This is a genomic window from Caballeronia sp. LZ019, assembly GCF_031450825.1.
Taxonomy (GTDB): Bacteria; Pseudomonadota; Gammaproteobacteria; order Burkholderiales; family Burkholderiaceae; genus Caballeronia.
In genome coordinates this window covers 805,066-829,115 of record NZ_JARTVZ010000005.1, presented here as the reverse complement: position 1 = coordinate 829,115, position 24,050 = coordinate 805,066, and the positions used below count along the sequence as shown (strand labels likewise).

The window sequence follows — 24,050 nt, the reverse complement described above, 5'->3', positions numbered from 1 at the left end:
TGTCTCCTCAGAAGTCGCTGTCGAGGCCGTCTTGCACTTGCTCGGCGGCGCGCAACACGGCGCGTGCCTTGTTTTCCGTCTCTTGCCATTCGGACTCGGGCACCGAATCGGCCACGACGCCCGCCGCCGCCTGAACATACAGATTGCCCTTGTTGATGAGGCCGGTGCGGATCGCGATCGCCAGATCCATCTCGCCGCTGAACGACAGATACCCGACCGCGCCACCATACAGTCCGCGCTTGACGGGCTCCAGTTCGTCGATCAGTTCCATCGCGCGCACTTTCGGCGCACCGGACAGCGTGCCGGCCGGGAACGTGGCGCGCAGCACGTCGAAGTTGTTCATGCCGGGCTTCAGCTTTCCTTCGACAGAACTCACGATGTGCTGAACGTGCGAGTATTTTTCGATGACCATCTTGTCCGTCACCGCGACCGAACCCGTCTGCGCGATGCGGCCCACGTCGTTGCGCGCGAGGTCGATCAGCATCACGTGTTCGGCGATTTCCTTCGGATCGTTCAGCAATTCGGTGGCGAGCTCGGCGTCGCGCTCGGGCGTGTTGCCGCGCGGACGCGTGCCGGCGAGCGGGCGAATCGTCACGATGCGATCCTCGGCGCGCTTCTCCTGCCGAACGAGAATTTCGGGCGACGCGCCGACCACGTGCACATCCCCGCCGAAGTTGTAGTAGTACATGTACGGCGACGGATTCAACGACCGCAGCGCGCGATACAGCGAGAGTGGATTGTCGCGGAACGGCTTGATGAGACGCTGGCCGACCTGCACCTGCATCAGTTCGCCCGCCGCGATATATTCCTTCGCGCGTCGCACGGCGTTCAGATAATCCTCTTTCGCGAACTCGCGATAGGTCTCCGTTCGCACGCTCGCGGAGGTCACCGGCGGCTGCACGGTCGCGCGCAGCCGGCCGCGCAGTTCGCGCAGACGATGCTTCGCCTTCGCGTAGGCTTCGGGCTTCGTGGGATCGGCGTAGACGATCAGATACAGCTTGCCCGCAAGGTTGTCGATGACCGCGACTTCCTCGGTCAGCAGCAACTGGATGTCGGGCAGGCCGAGGTCGTCGCGCGGGGCCGTGTCCGCCAGTTTTTTCTCGATGTAACGCACTGCGTCATAGCCGAAGTAACCGGCGAGACCGCCGCAAAAACGCGGCAAGCCCGGACGCAGCGCCACTTTGAAGCGCTTCTGGAATCGCTCGATGAACGCGAGCGGATCGCCTTCGTGGGTTTCCGTCACGGCGCCATCGGTGACGACTTGCGACACGCCGTTCTGCACACGCACCATCGTGCGCGCCGGCAAGCCGATGAACGAATAGCGCCCGAAACGCTCGCCGCCGACCACCGATTCGAGCAGGAACGAGTTCGCGCCATTGCGTTCAGGTTGCGCGAGCTTGAGGTAAAGCGAGAGCGGCGTTTCGAGATCGGCGAGCGCTTCGGCGATCAGCGGAATGCGGTTGTAGCCTTCATTGGCCAGCGATTGGAATTCGAGTTCGGTCATGTTGCGATCCTTGATCGACGCGCGCTTTCATCTGGAGATGCGGCATCGGGAAGAATTGGGGCGCTGCGATCGGCTTGTTTCTCGCGTTGTCGGCAGATGCGTGCGAGCCGCACGGATACGGTTCGGACGGCGATCGAACGCCTCGCGGCAGCGCGCGGCATGCGCCACATAGGACGCACGGCAACGCATGCCGAAGCACGGCTCGATGTACCAAATAACGGAAACGGCGCGGGGTTGCGCAGCGAAACAAAAAACGGATGCTGAAGCGAGTGCAGTCAGATGCGACATGGCTTCAGCGTACCTCGGGCGAGGTTAGCGCGACCAGCGACGCCAGGGCCAGGCTCCCCGGTCGATGCTGCTCAGACTCCGTTTTCTGTTGAGAAACATGAAAGATGGACTATTCAGTCAGGGTGGTGTCGGGCGGCGCCAGTGTCGCGGCGATCGCCATGGCTGCGGTTCGCAGCGTGGAAACTATACCATCGGATTTCACCGATTGCACTGCTTTCCCGTGGTTATAGCCATAGGGCACGGTAAGCGTGGCCATGCCGGCGGCGCGGCCCGCGAGCGCATCGTTCTCCGAATCGCCGACCGCGACGGTGTCGCGCGGCAGCACGTCGAGGCGTTCGCACGCGGCGAGCATCGGCAACGGATCGGGCTTCTTGAGCGCGACCGAATCGCCACCGAGAATCACCTTGAAATACTGCGCCACGCCAAAGTGCGACAGCAGTTCCACCGCAAAGCGATGCGGCTTGTTCGTCACGCACGCGAGCGCGATGCCGAGTTCGCGCATTGCTTCCAGACCTTCCTTCACGTCGGGAAAGAGCGTCGAATGCTTGCCGTTGATCTTCGCGTATTCGCTTTGATAGGTGGCGAGCGCGTCGTCGAATCGGGCGGTGGCCTGCGGGTGCGGCAGACGGGCGGCGAGCACGCTGCGGATCAGATTCTCCGAGCCCTTGCCGATGTAGCCGACGACTTCATCGCGCGTAACGAGCGGTTCCACGTCGATGTGCGCGAGCATGCCGTTGAGGGCGGCGACGAAGTCGTCGGCGGTATCCACCATGGTGCCGTCGAGGTCGATGATGGCCGCGCGGATGGGCCGGTTCGCAAAGGCGGGCAACGCCGCCTGGGTATCGCTCATTGTTGCGCTCCCGAATTCGCCAGTTCGACACGCATCGCGTCGATCACCTGCTTATAGTCAGGCTTGCCGAAGATGGCCGAGCCCGCGACGAACGTGTCCGCGCCGGCCGCGGCGATTTCCGCGATGTTGTCCACTTTCACGCCGCCGTCGATCTCGAGGTGGATGTGACGGCCCGTGCGCTCGCGGTAAGCGTCGATGCGCGCACGCGCTTCGCGCAGCTTGTGGAGCGCTTCGGGAATGAACGACTGGCCGCCGAAGCCCGGATTGACCGACATGATCAGAATGAGATCGAGCCGGTCCATTACGTGATCGAGATAATTCAACGGCGTTGCGGGATTGAACACGAGGCCCGCCTTGCAGCCGTGGTCGCGGATCAGCGACAGCGTGCGGTCGATGTGATCCGAACCTTCCGGATGAAAGCTGATCACATTGGCGCCGGCTTTCGCGAAATCGGGCACGATGCGATCGACGGGGCGCACCATCAGATGCACGTCGATAGGCACATCCACGTGCGGGCGGATGGCCTCGCAGACCATCGGGCCGATGGTGAGATTCGGCACGTAGTGGTTGTCCATTACGTCGAAGTGAATCCAGTCGGCTCCGGCGGCGACGACGTTGCGGACTTCCTCGCCGAGCCGGGAAAAATCCGCCGAAAGAATGCTGGGAGCGATGTGAAATTGCGCCATGAGCGTATCTGATAGAGAGGCCAGAGGACGTGAAAGCCTGGTGGCTCGCAGGCCAGCAGGCGCGAAGCGCGGTCAGCGTGCGGCCCCGAGTCCGAAGCCGTGATTCTAACCCGCGATTTTCCCGGCGTAATTCGGCCGAATGGCCAACCGAACGCTACTCGCTACGCTCCGCGCGCAGGATTGCGTGTTGCGGGCACGGGCTGCATCAAGCAGAATGCGTGACCAATAGCGGCACACTCGCTTGCTGTCTGCCGGCAGTGAAGCGACGAATTGACTTGGAACAACGATGAGCCAGTACGAATTCAGCGTGTCCGTCGAGACGCGATACCTGCCCGAACAGTCCGATCCGGACAGCCGCCAATATGCCTTCGCCTACACACTGACGATCCGCAACACCGGCGAGGTCGCGGCTCAGCTCATTTCGCGGCACTGGATCATTACCGACAGTGACAGCCACGTACAGGAAGTAAAGGGACTCGGCGTAATCGGGCAGCAGCCGCTCCTGCCGCCCGGCGAGCAGTTCGAATATACGAGCTGGGCGGTTATCGCGACGCCGGTCGGCACGATGCGCGGCGAATACTTCTGCGTCGCGGAAGACGGCGAGCGCTTCGAGGCGCCGATTGCTGAATTTGCGCTGCACATGCCGCGTACGTTGCATTGAGATTAACGGCGCCTGGCTGCGTCGTTCTCGCGGTTCCGGTGTTTCTTCTTGCCCGATGCCGTCCACGCGACGATGAAAATCAGCAAGGCAAGCGCCACGAGCGCCTCGAGCGCAAAAATCAGCATTGGATATTCGTCGAACAGATCAGACATGGCGGTTCCCATCAAGAACGAGCATTGTATGCGCAGTATCGTGCGAAGCGCCGCACGGGGAGCGGCGTGGGCCGCATCGATCGCAGCGGCCGTGCTGCTCGCCTCGTGCGGCGGCGGGAGTTATGTGAAGCCGGGCCCGAGCACGGCCGGCAGCACGCCCATCCAGACGGGGCAGCGCGCTTCGTCGCGGCTGACCGCTGTGAGCTGGCAACAGGTTCCCGGCTGGAACGACGATTCGCTGATCGGCGCGACCGCCGCGCTGCGTCAGAACTGCAGCCGGCTTGCGCGTCAAGCCAACTGGCAGAAGGCGTGCGCGGCAGCACAGCGTCTGGACGACCTCGACATGTCGGAGGCGCGCAGCTTCTTCGAGACGTATTTCACGCCGTTCCAGTTGGCCAACACCGACGGCACGCTCGACGGCCTCGTGACCGGCTACTACGAACCGCTGTTGCGCGGTTCACGCACGCGGCACGGTGTCTATCAGTATGCGTTGTATCGATGGCCGTATCGCTATAAGGCCGGCACGGCCCTGCCTGCCCGGGCTCAGCTCGAACGCTCTGGCGTGCTGAACGGCAACGAACTGGTCTGGGTCAACGATCCGATAGAAGCGTTCTTCCTGCAAGTGCAAGGCTCGGGACGCGTCGTCATGGAAGACGGCAGCGTGATGCGCGTGGGCTTCGGCGGGACCAATAATCAACCGTACCGGTCGATCGGCAAGGAATTGCTCGATCGTGGCGAACTGACGCCCGGGCAAGCGACGATGCAAGGCATCAAGGCGTGGGCGAAGGCCAATCCAGCGCGCGTCGATGCGCTCCTCGACGTGAATCCGCGCTTCGTGTTCTTCCGCGAAATGCCCGCCACCACGGCGCTGACGACGAGTCTCGGCGACGGCCCGGTCGGCGCGCTCGGGGTGCCGCTGACGCCCGAACGTTCGATCGCGGTCGATCCTTCCGCGATTCCGCTCGGCACGCCCGTGTTTCTGCAGACGACGCGCCCTCTCAGCAACCAGCCGATGAACCGGCTCGTCTTCGCTCAGGACACCGGCACCGCAATCAAGGGCGGCGTGCGCGCCGATTACTTCTGGGGCCTCGGCGACGATGCCGGCGATCTCGCGGGACGCATGAAGCAGGGCGGCCGGATGTGGCTGCTGATGCCCAATTCGTAGTCGCAAGACTTATGGCTTGAAGCTACGCTTGTCCACCACGCGCCGCGCTTTGCCGACAGAACGCTCGATGCCGTTCACCGGCAGCACGTTCACCACGGCGCTGACGCCGATCAGCGCCTTGATGTCGTAGGCGAGCGCAGTCCGGGCGCTGTCCAGCGCAGTCATGTCAGGCGCCGATTCGGGGCACGGCTCGCAGTTCAGCGTGAACACGTCGAGCGGACCGTCCTTCGTCAGCACGATCTGATAGTGCGGCGCGAGCACCGGCCGCTTCAGCAACAACTCCTCGATCTGCGTCGGGAAGACGTTGACGCCGCGCACGATCATCATGTCGTCCGAGCGGCCGGTGATCTTCTCCATGCGGCGCATCGTGCGCGCAGTGCCGGGCAAGAGGCGCGTGAGATCTCGCGTGCGATACCGGATGATCGGCAGCGCTTCTTTCGTTAGCGACGTGAACACCAGTTCGCCGAATTCGCCGTCCGGCAGCACTTCGCCGGTGTCGGGATCGATGATCTCGGGATAGAAGTGGTCTTCCCAGATCGTCGGGCCGTCCTTCGTCTCCGCGCACTCCGAAGCCACGCCCGGTCCCATCACTTCCGAAAGACCGTAGATGTCAACGGCATCGATGCCCATGCGCTGCTCGATTGCACGGCGCATGTCGTTCGTCCAGGGTTCCGCACCGAAGATGCCGATGCGCAGCGAACAGCTTGCCGGATCGACGCCTTGCCGCTCCAGCTCGTCAGCGATGGAGAGCATGTAGCTCGGCGTCACCATGATGATGTCGGGGCGGAAGTCCTGAATCAGTTGCACCTGCTTTTCGGTCTGTCCGCCGCCGAACGGGATGACGGTAAGGCCCGCGCGCTCCGCCCCGTAGTGCGCGCCGAGGCCGCCGGTGAACAGGCCGTAGCCGTAGCTCACGTGCACCTTGTCGCCGCGACGCGCGCCAGCCGCGCGGATCGAACGGGCGACCAGATCCGACCAGGTTTCGATGTCCTTCGCCGTATAACCGACGACGGTTGGCTTGCCCGTCGTGCCCGACGAAGCGTGGATGCGCGCGACCCGTTCCTGCGGCACGGCGAACATGCCGAACGGATAGTTGTCGCGAAGGTCCTTCTTCGTGGTGAACGGAAAGCGCGCGAGGTCGGCGAGCGACTGCACGTCGTCGGGATGCACGCCGGCTTCATCGAACTTGCGGCGATAGACAGGCGAATTGTCGTAGGCGTGCCTGAGCGTCCATTTCAGACGCTGCAACTGCAGCGCGACGAGTTCGTCGCGGCTCGCCTTCTCAATCGCTTCGAGCGGCAACGGTGTAGTCATCGATGTCTCCTTCATGCTCGCTATGCGTCGCGGTCGTCGCCGCGTTCGCGTGATCGATCGGTTCCGTTAAAGGGGAACCACGGCGCCTTTGATCTGGGCGGACTTGCCACGAAACATCGCGACGACTTCGCCTTCGCGATTCGTGACGCGGATATCGTAGATTCCGGTGCGCCCGCTCAATGTCTGCTCCACCGCCTCGGCGGTCAGGCGGTCGCCGCCGTGCACGGGGCGCAGGAATTCGATGGAACATCCCGCCGCCACGGTGCTGACATTGTAGGAGTTGCACGCGAAGGCGAACGCGGAGTCTGCCAGCGTGAACATCAGGCCGCCGTGGCAGATGGCGTGGCCGTTGAGAAAGTCCGGGCGCACGTTCATCGCGAGCCGCGCATAGCCGGGCCGCACTTCGACTAGCTCGATGCCCAGCGCGCGCGAGCAGGCATCCGCTTCATACATGGCCTTGGCCGTGGCTTCGGCGATTTGTTGAGGCGTCATGCGAGTCTCCCTGATGGTGTCAAAGCCCTTCGAAGCGCGGCGCGCGCTTTTCCTTGAATGCGGCGACGCCCTCGATGTAGTCGGGCGATGCGCCGAGTTCGCGCTGCAGGTCGCGTTCAAGGTCGAGCTGCGCATCGAATGTGCTGGTCGTGCTCGCACGCATGGCCTGTTTGATCGCGGCGATCGCACGCGCGGGCTGCTGCGCGAGTTGCGCGGCCAGTTGCGCGGCGGCGTGCGGCAACTCGGCATCGTCCACGACGCGCCAGACGATGCCCCACGCTTCGGCTTGCTCCGCGCCGAGCTTGTCGCCGGTCAGCGCCAGCCCCAGCGCACGCGCCTCACCGACGCGGCGCGGCAAGAGCCACGTCCCGCCCGAGTCCGGCACGAGGCCGATTTTCACGAACGCCTGAATGAAGCTCGCCGAACGTGCGGCGATGGTGATATCGCAAGCCATCGCCAGGTTGGCGCCCGCGCCGGCGGCTGTGCCATTGACCGCTGCGATGACGGGCAGCGGCATTGTCTGCAGGCGGCGCACGAGCGGATTGAAATGAGCGTCGATCAGTTCGCCGAGATCGGACATCGAACCGGGCGTGAAGTCCAGATCCGCGAGATCCTGACCGGCGCAGAACGCCCGTCCCGCACCGGTCAACACGATCGCGCGCGCGTTCGCTGCCTGGGCTCGATCGAGCGCCTCGCTCAATTGGCCATGCATCTCGCGAGTGAAACTATTCAGTTTGTCGGGCCGATTCAGAGTGATCGTCGCGACGCGCGTATCGCCATTGATTTGAAACAGAACAGACTGCTCGGGCATGGCATCTCCTTTGGCACGGGCCGCGTTCGGGTTCGTCAATTGGTGATGCTAGACGCGCGGCCCGATGCTTTCCATTCGGCCGAACGGCATAAGCCGATTGCACGAATTCGCGTTCTCGTCGTTTTGCTTATGCCGTCTGGCCGGCTTCCGCGAGCGCGGCCTTGGGCGCAACATGCACTCGGCTCTGAACGACGCGGAATCGATTCGCGACGAAGGCGGCATCGGCGAGAGCGGCGTTCGCGGCCGGGTTCGCGCCCGTGCCGTGAAAGTCGGAGAACGCTGCGGACTGGTTGACGAAGACACCGCCCGTCAAGTTGATCGAGAGCGCGACACCGCCGCGTATCGCGGCTTCGTGTGCGGACTCGATGACCGCGTCGTCCGTGCTGTAGACCGACAGCGTCAGCGCGCCGTGCTTTTGCGCGATGGAGCCGGCGAGGTCGAGCGACTGCGCCGTGGATTCGGTCGCGACGACGAACGCGATCGGGCCGAACCATTCTCTCGTGTACGTAGTTTCGTGAGTGCGTGCGTCGAGCTTGAGCAAGAGCGGTGTATGGACCCGCGCCTCGGGGAACGCGGGGTGCGTGAGCGTTTGGCTATCGACCAGCACCTCGCCGAGCCCGCGCGCTTCGGCGATTCGCGCCACGATGCCTTCGTTTTGGATCGCGCCGGTCAGCTCGACGGCGCGCGTGGCATCGGACGTAAGCTTCTCGACCGCGCCGGCGAGCGACGTCGCGACTTCGTCGAAGGTCAGCTGGCCGTCGGCGGTGCGGATGCCGTCGCGCGGCACGTAAATGTTTTGCGGCGCGGTGCACATCTGGCCGGAGTACAACGCGAGCGAGAACGCGATGTTGCGCGCGGCGGCTTTCATATCGTCGACGGAATCGATGACGATCTGATTCACGCCTGCTTTCTCGGTGAAGACCTGCGCCTGATGCGCGTTGCGCTCCAGCCAGGCGCCGTTCTGCGTGCTGCCCGTGAAATCGATCAGCTTGATCTCGGGACGCACGGCGAGTTGCTGAACGAGCGGGCCATCGTTCGGCTCGGTGGCGAGCAGCGTGACGATGTTGGGATCGAAGCCGGCTTCGCCCAACACTTCGCGAGCGATGCGCACTGTGATGGCGAGCGGCAGGATCGCGCCGGGATGCGGCTTGACGATGACGGTGTTGCCCGTGGCCAGATCGGCGAAGATGCCGGGATAACCGTTCCATGTCGGGAACGTGCAGCAGCCCAACACGAGACCGGCGCCGCGCGGGACGATGGTGAAGCGCTTCTGCATCGCGAGCGGCGGATTCTTGCCTTGCGGCTTTTCCCAGTGCGCTTCAGCCGGAATGCGGCGCAGCTGGTCCCAGGCATAGACGACGGCCTCGAGCGCGCGATCTTGCGCATGCGGGCCGCCGGCCTGGAAGGCCATCATGAACGCCTGGCCGGTCGTGTGCATCACGCTGTAGGCGATCTCGAAGCTCGCGCGATTCAGCCGCGCCAGGACCTCGAGGCTGACGCCGACCCAGGCTTGCGGGCCGGCGGCGCGCCACTGCTTTTGAGCGTCAAGCGAGGCACGGACGAGAACGTCCGGGTCCGCCTTCGGATACTTGATGTCGAGCGAGATGCCGAAGGGCGACCGCTCGGCGCCGACGGTTTCGCCCGTCGATGGTTGATCGATTTCGAAGGTCTTGCCCAGATGTGCCTTGAACGCCGCTTCGCCGTCCGCGCTGGCTGTTTCCCCGTACACTTTGGGACTCGGCATTTCGACAAACGGGCTCCAATAGCCGCGTGTTTCGATAGCGGAGAGCGCTTTGTCGAGCATCGCTTCGTGCTTCGTGAACAGGGAATGTGTCATGGTCGCGAGAGAGGATTGGTGGACGGTGCCGATCGATTAATTGACCGACCGGTTGGTTGGTGATGGTAGCATTATCGAGATGATGTACAAGATGGTCTTTCACTAGGACTTACCAGAGGATCGCCAGGAGGAGCGAATGACTTACGAGAACGTGCTGGTAGAGACACGCGGACGGGTCGGACTGATCACGCTGAATCGGCCGAAGGCGCTGAATGCGCTCAACGATGCGCTGATGGACGAACTGGGTACAGCGCTGAAGGCCTTCGACGCGGACGAGAACATCGGCGCGATCGTACTGACTGGCAGCGAGAAGGCGTTTGCGGCGGGCGCGGACATCGGCATGATGGCCGGCTACTCCTATATGGACGTCTATAAAGGCGACTACATCACGCGCAACTGGGAGACCATCCGCTCGATCCGGAAGCCGGTCATCGCTGCGGTGGCGGGCTTCGCGCTCGGAGGCGGCTGCGAGCTGGCCATGATGTGCGACATCGTCATCGCGGCCGACACGGCGAAGTTCGGACAGCCGGAGATCAAGCTCGGCGTGATTCCTGGCGCGGGTGGTACGCAACGCTTGCCTCGAGCGGTGTCGAAGGCGAAGGCGATGGATATGTGCCTGACCGCGCGCATGATGGACGCTGCGGAAGCCGAGCGGGCCGGACTGGTGTCGCGCATCGTTGCGGCGGATCGTTTGCTCGATGAGGCCGTGGAAGCGGGGACTATCATCGCCGGCTTCTCGTTGCCCGCGGTCATGATGGCCAAAGAGGCGGTCAATCGCGCATACGAAACGACGTTGGCGGAAGGCGTCCATTTCGAGCGGCGTCTGTTCCATTCCCTCTTCGCAACGGAAGATCAAAAGGAGGGGATGACGGCGTTTGTCGAGAAGCGAAAGCCGATTTTCAAGCACCGTTAATCGCAGCAAAGAAATCCCTTGCATATTGCCTCGGCGCTAACTAGAATTCCGTTCCTTCGCGATTCACTGAACGCGAAGGAAGCGGGATGAGGCGGTTTGGAAGGGCGCGGGAGAGTGGCGGTAGAAGGTCTCCAGCGCAGTCAGCAAGTAAAGCGATTCAAAAACTTGTTGACAGACTTCGAAGCGATGTTCATAATCTCGTTTCTCTGCTGCTGACGCAGCGACGCAAGACGAAGCAGGGTGGTCTGGCGAATGTTCTTTAAAAACTAACAGCCGATAAGTGTGGGCGCTTGATGGCGAGTGCGGTTCTGGTGCTTAGGTGCTGGAGCGACAAGCAAAAGTAATCAAGAGTCTCACACGAAGTATTAAGAGGAAGGTTTGTCTGTCTTCGGACGGATTAATCATCGTCAGTACGTTGAGTGAGCGACCGGTTTCTAACGGAACCGAAAAACAGTAACAGGTTTGAACTGAAGAGTTTGATCCTGGCTCAGATTGAACGCTGGCGGCATGCCTTACACATGCAAGTCGGACGGCAGCGCGGGCTTCGGCCTGGCGGCGAGTGGCGAACGGGTGAGTAATACATCGGAACGTGTCCTGTAGTGGGGGATAGCCCGGCGAAAGCCGGATTAATACCGCATACGATCTACGGAGGAAAGCGGGGGATCTTCGGACCTCGCGCTGCAGGGGCGGCCGATGGCAGATTAGCTAGTTGGTGGGGTAAAGGCCTACCAAGGCGACGATCTGTAGCTGGTCTGAGAGGACGACCAGCCACACTGGGACTGAGACACGGCCCAGACTCCTACGGGAGGCAGCAGTGGGGAATTTTGGACAATGGGGGCAACCCTGATCCAGCAATGCCGCGTGTGTGAAGAAGGCCTTCGGGTTGTAAAGCACTTTTGTCCGGAAAGAAAACTTCGTCCCTAATATGGATGGAGGATGACGGTACCGGAAGAATAAGCACCGGCTAACTACGTGCCAGCAGCCGCGGTAATACGTAGGGTGCGAGCGTTAATCGGAATTACTGGGCGTAAAGCGTGCGCAGGCGGTCTGTTAAGACCGATGTGAAATCCCCGGGCTTAACCTGGGAACTGCATTGGTGACTGGCAGGCTTTGAGTGTGGCAGAGGGAGGTAGAATTCCACGTGTAGCAGTGAAATGCGTAGAGATGTGGAGGAATACCGATGGCGAAGGCAGCCTCCTGGGCCAACACTGACGCTCATGCACGAAAGCGTGGGGAGCAAACAGGATTAGATACCCTGGTAGTCCACGCCCTAAACGATGTCAACTAGTTGTTGGGGATTCATTTCCTTAGTAACGTAGCTAACGCGTGAAGTTGACCGCCTGGGGAGTACGGTCGCAAGATTAAAACTCAAAGGAATTGACGGGGACCCGCACAAGCGGTGGATGATGTGGATTAATTCGATGCAACGCGAAAAACCTTACCTACCCTTGACATGGTCGGAACCCTGCTGAAAGGTGGGGGTGCTCGAAAGAGAACCGGCGCACAGGTGCTGCATGGCTGTCGTCAGCTCGTGTCGTGAGATGTTGGGTTAAGTCCCGCAACGAGCGCAACCCTTGTCCTTAGTTGCTACGCAAGAGCACTCTAAGGAGACTGCCGGTGACAAACCGGAGGAAGGTGGGGATGACGTCAAGTCCTCATGGCCCTTATGGGTAGGGCTTCACACGTCATACAATGGTCGGAACAGAGGGTTGCCAAGCCGCGAGGTGGAGCCAATCCCAGAAAACCGATCGTAGTCCGGATCGCAGTCTGCAACTCGACTGCGTGAAGCTGGAATCGCTAGTAATCGCGGATCAGCATGCCGCGGTGAATACGTTCCCGGGTCTTGTACACACCGCCCGTCACACCATGGGAGTGGGTTTCACCAGAAGTAGGTAGCCTAACCGCAAGGAGGGCGCTTACCACGGTGGGATTCATGACTGGGGTGAAGTCGTAACAAGGTAGCCGTATCGGAAGGTGCGGCTGGATCACCTCCTTTCTCGAGCTTCGCGCTTAAAGTTAAGCGCTCACGCTTATCGGCTGTCAGAAAGACAGGCTAAGGGTCTGTAGCTCAGTCGGTTAGAGCACCGTCTTGATAAGGCGGGGGTCGTTGGTTCGAATCCAACCAGACCCACCATCCGAATCAGGCGTGGCTGGGCAACACCTTAGTCAGGCCTCATCGGGGGATTAGCTCAGCTGGGAGAGCACCTGCTTTGCAAGCAGGGGGTCGTCGGTTCGATCCCGTCATCCTCCACCAATCCTCAATGCCTAGCGCTTCGGGTAAGCGTTAAGCATTGGCGATTGCTAGCCAGTTGATGTCGCAAGTATTGAAACACGCTTGTCGGCTAAACGTTCTTTAACAATCTGGAAGAAGTAGTAAAGAGAATCTGGGAAAGCGCTTAGAGATGGGCGCGAGTAGCAGGTTCAGGGTAGTGATTGTATCGAGTATGAAAAGTGATCTTAATGATGACTTGGAATACGGCACAACGCGAAAACTCAGCCTATGGCGGATGTGGCTCGATGAGAGACGCACTCGTTATAGGGTCAAGCGAACAAGTGCATGTGGTGGATGCCTTGGCGATCACAGGCGATGAAGGACGCGGTAGCCTGCGAAAAGCTTCGGGGAGCTGGCAAACGAGCATTGATCCGAAGATGTCCGAATGGGGAAACCCGGCCCGTATGGGTCACCCATGACTGAATACATAGGTCATGTGGAGCGAACGCGGTGAACTGAAACATCTAAGTAACCGCAGGAAAAGAAATCAACCGAGATTCCCAAAGTAGTGGCGAGCGAAATGGGAAGAGCCTGTACTCTTTATCTGCATTGTTAGCTGAACGCTCTGGAAAGTGCGGCCATAGCAGGTGATAGCCCTGTAAGCGAAAGCAGCGTGGAAGAACTAGGGGTACGACAAGTAGGGCGGGACACGTGAAATCCTGTCTGAAGATGGGGGGACCATCCTCCAAGGCTAAATACTCGTGATCGACCGATAGTGAACCAGTACCGTGAGGGAAAGGCGAAAAGAACCCCGGGAGGGGAGTGAAATAGATCCTGAAACCGCATGCATACAAACAGTCGGAGCCTCGCAAGGGGTGACGGCGTACCTTTTGTATAATGGGTCAGCGACTTACGTTCAGTAGCGAGCTTAACTGATTAAGGCAGGCGTAGCGAAAGCGAGTCCGAATAGGGCGATCAGTTGCTGGGCGTAGACCCGAAACCAAGTGATCTATCCATGGCCAGGTTGAAGGTGCGGTAACACGTACTGGAGGACCGAACCCACTAACGTTGAAAAGTTAGGGGATGAGCTGTGGATAGGGGTGAAAGGCTAAACAAACTTGGAAATAGCTGGTTCTCTCCGAAAACTATTTAGGTAGTGCCTCGTGTATCACCTTCGGGGGTAGAGCACTGTCATGGTTGTGGGGTCCATTGCGGATTACTACGCCATAGCAAACTCCGAATACCGAAGAGTGCAATCACGGGAGACAGACATCGGGTGCTAACGTCCGGTGTCAAGAGGGAAACAACCCAGACCGCCAGCTAAGGTCCCCAAGATTGGCTAAGTGGGAAACGAAGTGGGAAGGCTAAAACAGTCAGGAGGTTGGCTTAGAAGCAGCCACCCTTTAAAGAAAGCGTAATAGCTCACTGATCGAGTCGTCCTGCGCGGAAGATGTAACGGGGCTCAAGCCAGTCACCGAAGCTGCGGATGCGTACGCAAGTACGTGTGGTAGGAGAGCGTTCCGTAAGCCTGCGAAGGTGTGTCGAAAGGCATGCTGGAGGTATCGGAAGTGCGAATGCTGACATGAGTAGCGATAAAGGGGGTGAAAAGCCCCCTCGCCGTAAGCCCAAGGTTTCCTACGCAACGTTCATCGGCGTAGGGTGAGTCGGCCCCTAAGGCGAGGCAGAAATGCGTAGCTGATGGGAAGCAGGTCAATATTCCTGCACCATTGTTAGATGCGATGGGGGGACGGATCGCGGAAGGTTGTCCGGGTGTTGGACGTCCCGGTCGCTGCATTGGAGAAGGTGCTCAGGCAAATCCGGGCACAGGATTCAAGGGTGTGGCGCGAGCTTCTTCGGAAGCGAAGCAATTGGAAGTGGTTCCAAGAAAAGCCTCTAAGCTTCAGTCTAACGATGACCGTACCGCAAACCGACACAGGTGGGCGAGATGAGTATTCTAAGGCGCTTGAGAGAACTCGGGAGAAGGAACTCGGCAAATTGGTACCGTAACTTCGGGATAAGGTACGCCTCTGTAGCTTGACTGGCCTGCGCCAGAAGGGTGAAGAGGTTGCAATAAACTGGTGGCTGCGACTGTTTAATAAAAACACAGCACTCTGCAAACACGAAAGTGGACGTATAGGGTGTGACGCCTGCCCGGTGCCGGAAGATTAAATGATGGGGTGCAAGCTCTTGATTGAAGTCCCGGTAAACGGCGGCCGTAACTATAACGGTCCTAAGGTAGCGAAATTCCTTGTCGGGTAAGTTCCGACCTGCACGAATGGCGTAACGATGGCCACACTGTCTCCTCCCGAGACTCAGCGAAGTTGAAGTGTTTGTGATGATGCAATCTCCCCGCGGCTAGACGGAAAGACCCCATGAACCTTTACTGTAGCTTTGCATTGGACTTTGAACCGATCTGTGTAGGATAGGTGGGAGGCTATGAAACCGGAACGCCAGTTTCGGTGGAGCCGTCCTTGAAATACCACCCTGGTTTGTTTGAGGTTCTAACCTTGGTCCGTGATCCGGATCGGGGACAGTGCATGGTAGGCAGTTTGACTGGGGCGGTCTCCTCCCAAAGCGTAACGGAGGAGTACGAAGGTACGCTAGGTACGGTCGGAAATCGTGCTGATAGTGCAATGGCATAAGCGTGCTTAACTGCGAGACCGACAAGTCGAGCAGGTGCGAAAGCAGGTCATAGTGATCCGGTGGTTCTGTATGGAAGGGCCATCGCTCAACGGATAAAAGGTACTCTGGGGATAACAGGCTGATACCGCCCAAGAGTTCATATCGACGGCGGTGTTTGGCACCTCGATGTCGGCTCATCTCATCCTGGGGCTGTAGCCGGTCCCAAGGGTATGGCTGTTCGCCATTTAAAGAGGTACGTGAGCTGGGTTTAAAACGTCGTGAGACAGTTTGGTCCCTATCTGCCGTGGGCGTTGGATATTTGAAGGGGGCTGCTCCTAGTACGAGAGGACCGGAGTGGACGAACCTCTGGTGTACCGGTTGTCACGCCAGTGGCATCGCCGGGTAGCTATGTTCGGAAGAGATAACCGCTGAAAGCATCTAAGCGGGAAACTCGCCTTAAGATGAGATATCCCCGGGGCTTCGAGCCCCTTGAAGGGTCGTTCCAGACCAGGACGTTGATAGGTCAGGTGTGTAAGTGCAGTAATGCATTGAGCTAACTGATACTAATTGCCCGTAAGGCTTGATCCTATAACCAGTGTGTTTCGCAGTGAGTTAGCGCTTTAGCGCTTACTCAATGCAACCCCCGAAGGGGGCACGCCGGTTGAGTGACGCGACTGTGCCCAACAGTCACTACCGAATCTACTTCTTCCCAGATTGGTTGTGCCGTCCCCAACGCGCACAACAACAAGTCATGCCTGATGACCATAGCGAGTCGGTCCCACCCCTTCCCATCCCGAACAGGACCGTGAAACGACTCCACGCCGATGATAGTGCGGATCCCCGTGTGAAAGTAGGTAATCGTCAGGCTCCTCATGCCTTAAACAAAAACCCCACCCCTTAAAGGTGGGGTTTTTGCGTTTGGGCGCACTTCAGCACGCAGCGTCTTCAAGCGCTGCGCGCTGCCTCAATCAGCGCTGAGGCAAAAATTGCTCTGCCAGTCGCACCCAGTACGATGATCCCACTGACAACAACGCGTCATTGAAGTCGTAGCTGGCGTTGTGCAGCATGCAAGGCCCTGCGCCATGTCCGTGGTCTCGGTGCCCGCCATCGCCGTTGCCCAGAAACGCGTAGCATCCCGGTTTCTCGAGCAGCATGAACGAGAAGTCCTCAGCGCCCATCGTCGGCTCCACTGAACTATCGACCTTATCTGCTCCCACCACCTGGGCCATCACTCGCGCGGCAAACTGCGCCTGTTCTGCGTCGTTGATCGTCGGCGGATAGTTCCGGTGAAAGAGCACTTCTGCTTCGCAGTCGTAGGCGGAAGCCGTTGCCTCCACAATTTTCCGCATCCGCGCTTCGATCAAATCGAGCGTCTCCACGGTAAACGTCCGAACTGTCCCGCCTAACCATGCCTGGTCGGGGACTACGTTCGCAGCCTCTCCCGCATGAATCTGCGTGACGGAAAGCACTGCCGTATCCAACGGCTTCTTGTTGCGCGTGATGATGCTTTGCAACGCATTCGCGATCTGGACAGCTGTGAACACCGGATCGCGACCGTTATGCGGTAGTGCCGCGTGCGAGCCGGTTCCGTTGATGTTGATGCGAAACTCATTACTCGATGCCATGATCGGGCCCTCGGTCACCCCAAAGTGACCAGCCGCGATGCCCGGCCAATTGTGAATGCCGAACACCGCATCGACGGGAAAGCGCGTGAAGAGTCCATCGTCGATCATGGCTTTTGCGCCCGCACCGCCTTCCTCCGCCGGCTGGAAGATGAATACGATCGTCCCATCGAACGTTCCATGTTCGGCCAGGTATTTGGCGGCGCCGAGCAGCATCGCGGTATGGCCGTCGTGGCCACAGGCGTGCATCCGCCCTGCGTGCGTGGATCGATGTTCGAATGTGTTCACTTCCTGGATGGGCAACGCGTCCATGTCGGCGCGCAATCCGATGGACGCGCTACTCGATCCGCGTTTCAAGATGCCGACGACGCCAGTCTTACCCACGCCGCGATGCACGGCGATGCCCCACCGTTCGAGACTTTCAGCCACGAGCTTGGCGGTGCCGACTTCTTCGTATCGCAACTCGGGATGAGCATGGATCGTTCGTCGGAGGGCCTTGATTTCATCGTGAGATGCTTCGATTTCAGGGATCAAACTCATTTGAACTGCTCTCTCGTTGATATTCGGATCGCGCGGATTGACACGCGGCATGACTCATTCTACGCCGCCACTATTTGCTCGATCGGACAGTCGATCGCATAGCCGGCGTAATAGAATTCGTTCATCTGCCGCCGCCCGTTTCTCTGACTGACCGGACTTTTCGATGAACGCTCCCGCCGAGTTTGCACGCGCCGTATGCCCGCATGATTGTCCCGATACCTGCGCGATGCGCGTCACCGTGCAGAACGGCAAGGCCATCAAAATCAGCGGAGATCCCGATCACCCCCCGACGCAGGGCGTCCTCTGCACGAAGGTCACGCGATACGCCGAGCGCACGCATCACAAGGATCGTCTGGTTACGCCATTGCGGCGCGTCGGACCCAAGGGCGCAGGAAAATTCGAAGCGATCGGCTGGGACGAAGCGCTGCGCATCGCTGCTGACCGGCTGCAGCCGATCGCGCGTCGCGCGCCGGAAGCGATTCTGCCGTATAGCTATGCAGGCACGATGGGCCTCGTGCAGGGCGAAAGCATCGCAGCGCGCTTCTTCAACGTGCTCGGCGCATCGCGTCTGGACCGCACGATCTGCGCCGCCGCCGGCGCGGCCGGCCTGCGTTATACCTATGGCGCGAGCGTCGGCATGCACGTCGACTTTTTCGAGGAAAGCGAACTGATTCTGATCTGGGGCGCGAACCCGATCGCATCGAGCCTGCATTTCTGGACGCGCGCGCAGGAGGCAAAGCGGCGCGGCGCGAAGCTCATCGCGATCGATCCGTACAAGTCGCTGACCGCCGAAAAGTGCCATCAGCACATCGCGTTGCGGCCGGGCACGGACGCGGCGCTCGCGCTCGGCATGATGCACGTGCTCATTCGCGAAGGCTTGGTCGACCGGCACTATGTCGATGCCCACACGCTGGGCTTCGATGAACTCGCGGAGCGGGCGGCCCTGTATCCGCCGTCGCGTGCTGCCGCGATATGCGGTATCGACGAGCAAGTGATCGTCGAGCTTGCGCGCGCCTTCGGGTCCGCGAAGAAAGCCGCGATCCGTCTCAACTACGGCATGCAGCGTGTGCGCGGCGGCGGCAACGCGGTGCGGGCGATTGCTTGCCTGCCGTCGTTGACCGGCGCCTGGCGCGAACGGTCCGGCGGGCTGCTGCTGTCGTCGTCCGGCTGGGCGCCGACGCACAGTGCCGCGCTTCAGCGGCCGGACTTGCTGCCGAAAGGATCGACGCTGCCGCGCCTCGTGAACATGAACGCCATCGGGGATGCCTTGCTGCATCCCGGCGACGAGAGTTTCGGCCCGAAAATCGAAGCGCTGATCGTCTACAACTCGAATCCCGTAGCGGTCGCGCCGGATTCCGCGAGAGTCGCGGCGGGCTTTGCGCGCGAGGATCTGTTCACCATTGTGCTGGAACACTTCCAGACAGATACCGCCGATTACGCCGACCTCATCTTCCCCGCGACCACGCAGCTCGAGCATCTCGACGTCCACCAGTCATACGGGCACACGCATGTCATGGCCAATCTGCCTGCCATCGCGCCTGTCGGAGAATCGCGGCCGAACACGGATTTCTTCCGGGGGCTCGCGCGCGCCATGGGTTTGACTGAACCAGCGCTCTTCGAGACCGACGAGCAAATCGCATCGAAGGCGTTCCGCTGGGATCATCCGACGCTGCAAGACAAGAACTGGGACGCGCTCAAATCTTCTGGCTGGATCAAGCTCGATTTGCCCGATGCACCGTTCGCCAATGGCGGCTTCCGCACGCCGTCGGGCAAGTGCGAGTTTTACAGCAAGCGCCTGAAGGACGAGGGCCGCGACCCGCTACCGGATTACATCCCGCCGTACGAGTCCGCTGAAGCCGCGCCCGAACTGGCCGCCCGCTATCCGCTCGCGATGATCTCGCCGCCCGCGCGCAACTTCCTCAACAGCAGTTTCGTGAACATCGAGAGCCTGCGTGCCACGGAGCGCGAGCCGCATCTCGATATCCATCCGCAGGACGCTGCCGAGCGCGGCATCGCCGATGGCATGCAGGTCCGCATCTTCAATGATCGCGGCTCGATGCAGGCGCGCGCGCGCGTGACGGAGCGCGCGCGTGAAGGCGTCGTGGTCGGTTTGTCGATCTGGTGGAAAAAGTTGTCCCCCGATGGCTGCAACGCCAATCAAGTAACGAGCCAGGCACTGACCGATCTGGGGGGATCGGCGACGTTCTACGATTGCCTGGTGGAAGTGGAGTCATTGCATTGAGAAGTCTGAAGCACACGGGTTCGCACGAGCCTGGAATGCGGCGTCTAACCGGATTGTCGGCAGCGGGGCGAGCGGCTAGCATCTCGTTTTCGCACGACCATTCGAAAATCAAATAAAGGAGACGCCGTATGGAGAAACTTTGGCTGAAATCGTATCCGGCCGGCGTGCCTGCGGAGATCGACGCGTCGGCGTATCGGTCGGTGTCTCAACTGCTCGAGGATAGCTTCCGCAAGAACCGCGATCGCCGAGCGTTCGTTTGCATGGGGCGGGCAATCACGTATCGCGAGCTCGACGACATGTCGAAGAAGCTTGCAGCGTGGTTCCAGCACAAGGGGCTGAAGCCCGGCGCGCGCGTCGCGCTGATGATGCCCAACGTGTTGCAGTACCCCGTCGCGATCGCCGCCGTGCTGCGGGCGGGCTACATCGTCGTCAACGTGAATCCGCTGTACACGCCGCGTGAACTCGAGCATCAGCTTCGGGACAGCGGCGCGGAAGTCATCGTCATTCTCGAAAACTTCGCCGTGACTCTGCAGGCCGTGATCGCGAATACGGCGATCAAACATGTCGTCGTCGCGGCGATGGGCGACCTCATGGGCGTGAAAGGGCTCGCGGTCAATTTCGTCGTGCGCCGGATGAAGAAGATGGTGCCCGAGTGGAATCTGCCCGGCAGCATCCGCTTCAACCAGGCTCTCGTCGAAGGCGGCGGACAAACGCTCGCGCCCGTCGAACAGACGCCGGAAGACGTCGCGTTTCTTCAATACACGGGCGGCACGACCGGCGTGGCGAAGGGCGCGACGCTCACGCACCGCAACCTGATCGCCAATGTCCTGCAATCCGAAGTGTGGCTGGAGCCGGCGCGCAAGCAGCGGCCTGACATCGACCAGTTCGTGTGCGTGGTGGCGCTGCCGCTGTATCACATCTTCGCGCTGACGGTGTGCGGCATGCTCACCATCCGTACCGGCGGCCTCGGCGTGCTGATTCCGAATCCGCGCGACGTCGCCGGCATGATCAAGGAGTTGAAGGGCGTTCAGATCAACACGTTCCCTGCGGTCAACACGCTGTATAACGCGATGCTGAACCATCCCGATTTCAGCAAGCTCGATTTCTCCAAGCTCATCGCTGCGAACGGCGGCGGCATGGCGGTGCAGGAGGCCGTCGCGAAGCGCTGGTTTGCGGTGACGGGCGTACCGATCGTCGAAGGTTACGGTTTATCGGAGACGTCGCCCTGCGTGACCTGCAATCCGGTGACGGCCACGGAGTACACCGGCACCATCGGCTTGCCGTTGCCATCGACGGAGATCTCCATCCGCGACGACGACAACCACGAAGTGCCGCTCGGCGAGGCAGGCGAAATCTGCATCCGCGGGCCGCAAGTGATGGCGGGCTACTGGAATCGCCCCGACGAAACCGCCAAGGTGATGACGCCCGACGGCTTCTTCCGATCCGGCGACGTCGGCGTATTCGACGAGCGCGGTTACGTGAAGATCGTCGATCGGAAGAAGGACATGATTCTCGTGTCCGGCTTCAACGTCTATCCGAACGAGATCGAAGACGTGGTTGCGATGCTCCCCGGCGTTTTCGAGGTCGCGGCGGTCGGCGTCAAGGACGACAACTCTGGCGAGGCGGTGAAACTCTTCATCGTGCGCAAGGACGAGAGCCTGACCGAAGCGGATGTCATGGCGCATTGCCGGGAGCGTCTGACGGGCTACAAGCGTCCGCGCATCATCGAGTTTCGCAGTGACCTGCCGAAGAGCAACGTCGGCAAGATCCTGCGGCGGGAGTTGCGCGACGGGACTGTCTGAAGCGCGCGTTATCACGTATAGAGAAGCCTTCGTGTCCGTGGCCGGACGCGAAGGCTTCTCCTTTATGAAGAGCGCGGACGCAAAAAAAGGCGCCCGAAGGCGCCTTTAGTCGATACCGCATTGTTACGTGCTTCTTAGAACTTGTGGCGGATGCCGACGATCGCAGCAACCTGATTCGACGTCAACGACGGCGACAGGCCGTTGATGTTCGCGACAGCGGCAGTGCGCGTCGAGTCGGTGCCCGATGCGTGCTGGTAGATACCGTCGATATACACGTCCGTGCGCTTCGACAGGAAGTAGTCGGCGCCCAGCATGCCCTGATGGTACTTGGCGTTGGTCAGGCCGTAACCCTTCGTGTAGTCGTAAGCCGCGCCGACCAGCAGCGCCGGGGTCAACTGATACTTGAAGTTGATTTCGGCGTTGTGGAACTTGCCCGAACCGCCGGTGTAGCCAGCCGGATTCAGACCCGTGCCCGGCTCCGTGCCGACATCCTTGAATTGCGTATTGCTATACGTCGCGCCGACGGTCGCTGCGCCGAACGTGTAAGCCGCGCCCGCCGAGATCACTTGTTGCGTGTGAGCCGAAGCGAAGCCCGAGTACACGCGGCTGCCCGTCATGTTCGAACCCGTCGTGCTCGAGGCCGGCGTGTTGCCGAAGAACGAGAAGTTCGGATCCTTGACGTTCAAATAGCCCGCGCCCAACTGCAGCGGACCACGCGAGTAGCCGAGGCCGACCGACCAGATCTGGTTGCGGTTGAACTGACCAGCGACACCGCCCAGGCTGTACAAACCGCCGAACGTGAAGCCCGCGTAATTCGCGCTCGTGAACTTGATCGCGTTGTTCACGCGATTCGAGTTGTTCATGTTGTCGAGGTCGCCCGGGTGCGCGCCGAAGTACGTTGCCCACTGGCTGCCGACTTCGAATGCGCCGGTGAAGTCGACCACGGAGTCGTACTGGCGACCCAGCGTGACCGTGCCGAACTGAGCCGTCGACAGACCGACATACGCCTGGCGGCCGAACTCGGCGCCGCCCTGACCCAGACGGCCGTTGAACACGTTAAAGCCGTTTTCCAACACGAACAGTGCCTTCAGACCGCCACCGAGGTCTTCCGTGCCACGCAGGCCCCAACGGCTGCCCTGCACGTTGCCGCTGTTCAGCGCGTACAGCTTCTGGCCGGCGCTGTTGTTGCTATAGAGGAAGCCCGCGTCGATGATGCCGTACAGCGTCACGCTGCTCTGCGCATGTGCGGCGCCAGCGAAGACGCCCAATGCTGCCAGAGCGAGAAGCGACTTTTTCATTGAATAGATCTCCAAGGATGTTCTGCAACTTGTTTTGGCAAGGTCACTGTTCTAGCGCCAGTGTGTTGACGGTCCCTGCCGGAATACTTCTTTACGAAGTTGACACGTAATGTAGCAAACACGTCCTGATCGGCGGAAGGAAAAGGGGGCCGCGTCAGCCGCTCGTGTGACGTTTTTGCAACATGCGCTAAAATCTTGGTTTTTCAGCATTTTCACGAGTCGTGTTTGCCCTAATTACAAAAAATGGCGCTTGCGAACGGGCAAATTCGCATCGCCGACCAGAGAGAATAGGGCTTGCTAACCATGGGCGGTGGCGCTGCTGCCGAAGCACGAACACGAACAAAGAGGTGAGAACATGACGCTCGATGAAATCATTAGCGAGTTCGATCGGGGCTTGCGTTCCATGGTCGGCGTGAGCCGCATGTCGCGGCCCATTCCCGAATCGATCCCTGCGGGCCGGGTGGAAGGCGCTTCTCTCGCGGCGGAGCCGGAACTCACGGAAAAGGAAAAGGCGCACTCGGCGGGGCTGATGCGCGTGAACCACGTTGGCGAAGTCTGCGCTCAGGCGTTGTATCAGGCGCAAAAGCTCGCGACGAATTCTCCGACGCTCAAAGCGAGCTTCGAGCAGGCGGCTCGCGAAGAAGAAGACCATCTCGCATGGACTGCGCAACGCCTCAAAGACCTGGACTCACGCCCGAGCCTGCTCAACCCGCTCTGGTATGCGGGTGCGCTCGCGATCGGCTTTGCAGCGGGGCGCTTCGGTGACCGCGCGAGCCTCGGCTTCATGGCCGAAACCGAGCGACAGGTCGAGCAGCATCTCGACGGTCACATGCGTACCTTGCCGGCGACGGACTTCGCTTCGCGCGCGATCGTCGAGCAAATGCGGCAGGACGAAAGCGCACATGCTGCGGCCGCCATCGGCGCGGGCGGAAGCGAAATGCCGTTTCCGGTGCGGGCGCTCATGCGGGCGGCATCGAAAGTCATGACACGCACCGCTTACTACATCTGATCGGCAGCGGAACGCCGGTGGCCGTGCATC

General features: G+C 60.6%; 15 protein-coding genes, 2 tRNA genes and 3 rRNA genes. 11 read left to right on the top strand and 9 right to left on the bottom strand.

What is annotated here, in order from left to right; translation table 11 throughout:
- Positions 1 to 7 precede the first annotated feature (7 nt).
- From trpE to rpe, 3 genes are all read right to left on the bottom strand, one after another.
- The gene (gene trpE, locus P9255_RS17195) at positions 8 to 1,504 is read right to left on the bottom strand and encodes an anthranilate synthase component I (RefSeq protein ID WP_309763988.1); all 1,497 of its coding nucleotides are present in this window, start codon (positions 1,502 to 1,504) and stop codon (positions 8 to 10) included.
- A 397-nt stretch (positions 1,505 to 1,901) separates the two neighbouring features.
- Complete coding sequence (gene gph / locus P9255_RS17190) at positions 1,902 to 2,642, bottom strand: phosphoglycolate phosphatase (protein ID WP_309790161.1); 741 nt, start codon at positions 2,640 to 2,642, stop codon at positions 1,902 to 1,904.
- The gene (gene rpe, locus P9255_RS17185) at positions 2,639 to 3,328 is read right to left on the bottom strand and encodes a ribulose-phosphate 3-epimerase (RefSeq protein ID WP_244793950.1); all 690 of its coding nucleotides are present in this window, start codon (positions 3,326 to 3,328) and stop codon (positions 2,639 to 2,641) included. The genes gph and rpe overlap by 4 nt, the downstream gene beginning before the upstream one ends.
- Before the next feature lie 286 nt (positions 3,329 to 3,614).
- On the opposite strand from rpe, the gene apaG reads away from it, so the two are divergent.
- Positions 3,615 to 3,989 carry a Co2+/Mg2+ efflux protein ApaG gene (gene apaG, locus P9255_RS17180; RefSeq protein ID WP_309763990.1) on the top strand — a complete coding sequence of 125 codons (375 nt, stop codon included), beginning with the start codon at positions 3,615 to 3,617 and terminating at the stop codon, positions 3,987 to 3,989.
- Between the two features lie 72 nt (positions 3,990 to 4,061).
- A complete protein-coding gene (locus tag P9255_RS17175; RefSeq protein WP_309790160.1) occupies positions 4,062 to 5,306 on the top strand; it encodes an MltA domain-containing protein in 1,245 nt (414 codons plus the stop codon).
- Positions 5,307 to 5,315: 9 nt separating this feature from the next.
- Here the strand turns inward: P9255_RS17175 and paaK are convergent, their stop codons facing one another.
- The 4 genes from paaK to paaN all read right to left on the bottom strand — a co-directional run bounded on the left by paaK (position 5,316) and on the right by paaN (position 9,760).
- Positions 5,316 to 6,620: a phenylacetate--CoA ligase PaaK gene (gene paaK, locus P9255_RS17170; RefSeq protein ID WP_309790159.1), complete on the bottom strand. Its 1,305-nt coding sequence runs from the start codon at positions 6,618 to 6,620 to the stop codon at positions 5,316 to 5,318.
- Positions 6,621 to 6,686: 66 nt separating this feature from the next.
- Positions 6,687 to 7,112, bottom strand: coding sequence for a hydroxyphenylacetyl-CoA thioesterase PaaI (paaI, locus tag P9255_RS17165; protein ID WP_309763993.1), 426 nt, complete (start codon positions 7,110 to 7,112; stop codon positions 6,687 to 6,689).
- A 19-nt stretch (positions 7,113 to 7,131) separates the two neighbouring features.
- The gene (gene paaG, locus P9255_RS17160; protein ID WP_309763994.1) at positions 7,132 to 7,923 is read right to left on the bottom strand and encodes a 2-(1,2-epoxy-1,2-dihydrophenyl)acetyl-CoA isomerase PaaG; all 792 of its coding nucleotides are present in this window, start codon (positions 7,921 to 7,923) and stop codon (positions 7,132 to 7,134) included.
- 127 nt (positions 7,924 to 8,050) lie between these two features.
- On the bottom strand, positions 8,051 to 9,760 hold the full coding sequence (paaN, locus tag P9255_RS17155) for a phenylacetic acid degradation protein PaaN (protein ID WP_309763995.1): 1,710 nt from the start codon (positions 9,758 to 9,760) through the stop codon (positions 8,051 to 8,053).
- A gap of 136 nt (positions 9,761 to 9,896) precedes the next feature.
- Between paaN and P9255_RS17150 the strand changes: the two genes are divergently transcribed.
- From P9255_RS17150 to rrf, 6 genes are all read left to right on the top strand, one after another.
- Entirely contained in the window at positions 9,897 to 10,673 is a 777-nt protein-coding gene (locus P9255_RS17150; protein ID WP_309763996.1) for an enoyl-CoA hydratase, read from the top strand.
- A gap of 464 nt (positions 10,674 to 11,137) precedes the next feature.
- A 16S ribosomal RNA gene (locus P9255_RS17145) occupies positions 11,138 to 12,669 on the top strand.
- A gap of 61 nt (positions 12,670 to 12,730) precedes the next feature.
- Positions 12,731 to 12,807 (top strand) — tRNA-Ile (locus tag P9255_RS17140).
- Between the two features lie 44 nt (positions 12,808 to 12,851).
- Positions 12,852 to 12,927: transfer RNA gene (locus P9255_RS17135), tRNA-Ala, on the top strand.
- A gap of 285 nt (positions 12,928 to 13,212) precedes the next feature.
- Positions 13,213 to 16,095 (top strand): 23S ribosomal RNA (locus P9255_RS17130).
- Between the two features lie 166 nt (positions 16,096 to 16,261).
- Positions 16,262 to 16,374: ribosomal RNA gene (gene rrf / locus P9255_RS17125) — 5S ribosomal RNA — on the top strand.
- Together the 16S, 23S and 5S rRNA genes with 2 tRNA genes alongside form the textbook arrangement of a ribosomal RNA operon.
- Before the next feature lie 101 nt (positions 16,375 to 16,475).
- Here rrf and P9255_RS17120 read toward each other — a convergent pair.
- Positions 16,476 to 17,669, bottom strand: coding sequence for a M20 aminoacylase family protein (locus tag P9255_RS17120; protein WP_309765399.1), 1,194 nt, complete (start codon positions 17,667 to 17,669; stop codon positions 16,476 to 16,478).
- A 163-nt stretch (positions 17,670 to 17,832) separates the two neighbouring features.
- Here P9255_RS17120 and P9255_RS17115 point away from each other — a divergent pair, with 163 nt between their 5' ends.
- Both P9255_RS17115 and P9255_RS17110 read left to right on the top strand, forming a co-directional pair.
- Positions 17,833 to 19,911, top strand: a complete 2,079-nt coding sequence (locus P9255_RS17115) for a molybdopterin oxidoreductase family protein (protein ID WP_309763997.1) — start codon at positions 17,833 to 17,835, stop codon at positions 19,909 to 19,911.
- 128 nt (positions 19,912 to 20,039) lie between these two features.
- Positions 20,040 to 21,713 (top strand): long-chain fatty acid--CoA ligase, encoded by a 1,674-nt coding sequence (locus tag P9255_RS17110; protein WP_309763998.1) that lies wholly within the window; start codon positions 20,040 to 20,042, stop codon positions 21,711 to 21,713.
- Between the two features lie 134 nt (positions 21,714 to 21,847).
- On the opposite strand, the gene P9255_RS17105 is transcribed toward P9255_RS17110, so the two are convergent.
- Positions 21,848 to 23,011, bottom strand: coding sequence for a porin (locus P9255_RS17105; RefSeq protein ID WP_309790158.1), 1,164 nt, complete (start codon positions 23,009 to 23,011; stop codon positions 21,848 to 21,850).
- Positions 23,012 to 23,366: 355 nt separating this feature from the next.
- Here P9255_RS17105 and coq7 point away from each other — a divergent pair, with 355 nt between their 5' ends.
- The gene (coq7, locus tag P9255_RS17100; RefSeq protein ID WP_309790157.1) at positions 23,367 to 24,020 is read left to right on the top strand and encodes a 2-polyprenyl-3-methyl-6-methoxy-1,4-benzoquinone monooxygenase; all 654 of its coding nucleotides are present in this window, start codon (positions 23,367 to 23,369) and stop codon (positions 24,018 to 24,020) included.
- Positions 24,021 to 24,050: the final 30 nt, after the last annotated feature.

Excerpts from the sequence above, each read along its gene's own strand:
- trpE (WP_309763988.1), bottom strand. The coding sequence starts at position 1,504 with ATGACCGAACTCGAATTCCAATCGCTGGCCAATGAAGGCTACAACCGC.
- gph (WP_309790161.1), bottom strand. The coding sequence starts at position 2,642 with ATGAGCGATACCCAGGCGGCGTTGCCCGCCTTTGCGAACCGGCCCATC.
- rpe (WP_244793950.1), bottom strand. The coding sequence starts at position 3,328 with ATGGCGCAATTTCACATCGCTCCCAGCATTCTTTCGGCGGATTTTTCC.
- apaG (WP_309763990.1), top strand. The coding sequence starts at position 3,615 with ATGAGCCAGTACGAATTCAGCGTGTCCGTCGAGACGCGATACCTGCCC.
- P9255_RS17175 (WP_309790160.1), top strand. The coding sequence starts at position 4,062 with ATGAAAATCAGCAAGGCAAGCGCCACGAGCGCCTCGAGCGCAAAAATC.
- paaK (WP_309790159.1), bottom strand. The coding sequence starts at position 6,620 with ATGACTACACCGTTGCCGCTCGAAGCGATTGAGAAGGCGAGCCGCGAC.
- paaI (WP_309763993.1), bottom strand. The coding sequence starts at position 7,112 with ATGACGCCTCAACAAATCGCCGAAGCCACGGCCAAGGCCATGTATGAA.
- paaG (WP_309763994.1), bottom strand. The coding sequence starts at position 7,923 with ATGCCCGAGCAGTCTGTTCTGTTTCAAATCAATGGCGATACGCGCGTC.
- paaN (WP_309763995.1), bottom strand. The coding sequence starts at position 9,760 with ATGACACATTCCCTGTTCACGAAGCACGAAGCGATGCTCGACAAAGCG.
- P9255_RS17150 (WP_309763996.1), top strand. The coding sequence starts at position 9,897 with ATGACTTACGAGAACGTGCTGGTAGAGACACGCGGACGGGTCGGACTG.
- P9255_RS17120 (WP_309765399.1), bottom strand. The coding sequence starts at position 17,669 with ATGAGTTTGATCCCTGAAATCGAAGCATCTCACGATGAAATCAAGGCC.
- P9255_RS17115 (WP_309763997.1), top strand. The coding sequence starts at position 17,833 with ATGAACGCTCCCGCCGAGTTTGCACGCGCCGTATGCCCGCATGATTGT.
- P9255_RS17110 (WP_309763998.1), top strand. The coding sequence starts at position 20,040 with ATGGAGAAACTTTGGCTGAAATCGTATCCGGCCGGCGTGCCTGCGGAG.
- P9255_RS17105 (WP_309790158.1), bottom strand. The coding sequence starts at position 23,011 with ATGAAAAAGTCGCTTCTCGCTCTGGCAGCATTGGGCGTCTTCGCTGGC.
- coq7 (WP_309790157.1), top strand. The coding sequence starts at position 23,367 with ATGACGCTCGATGAAATCATTAGCGAGTTCGATCGGGGCTTGCGTTCC.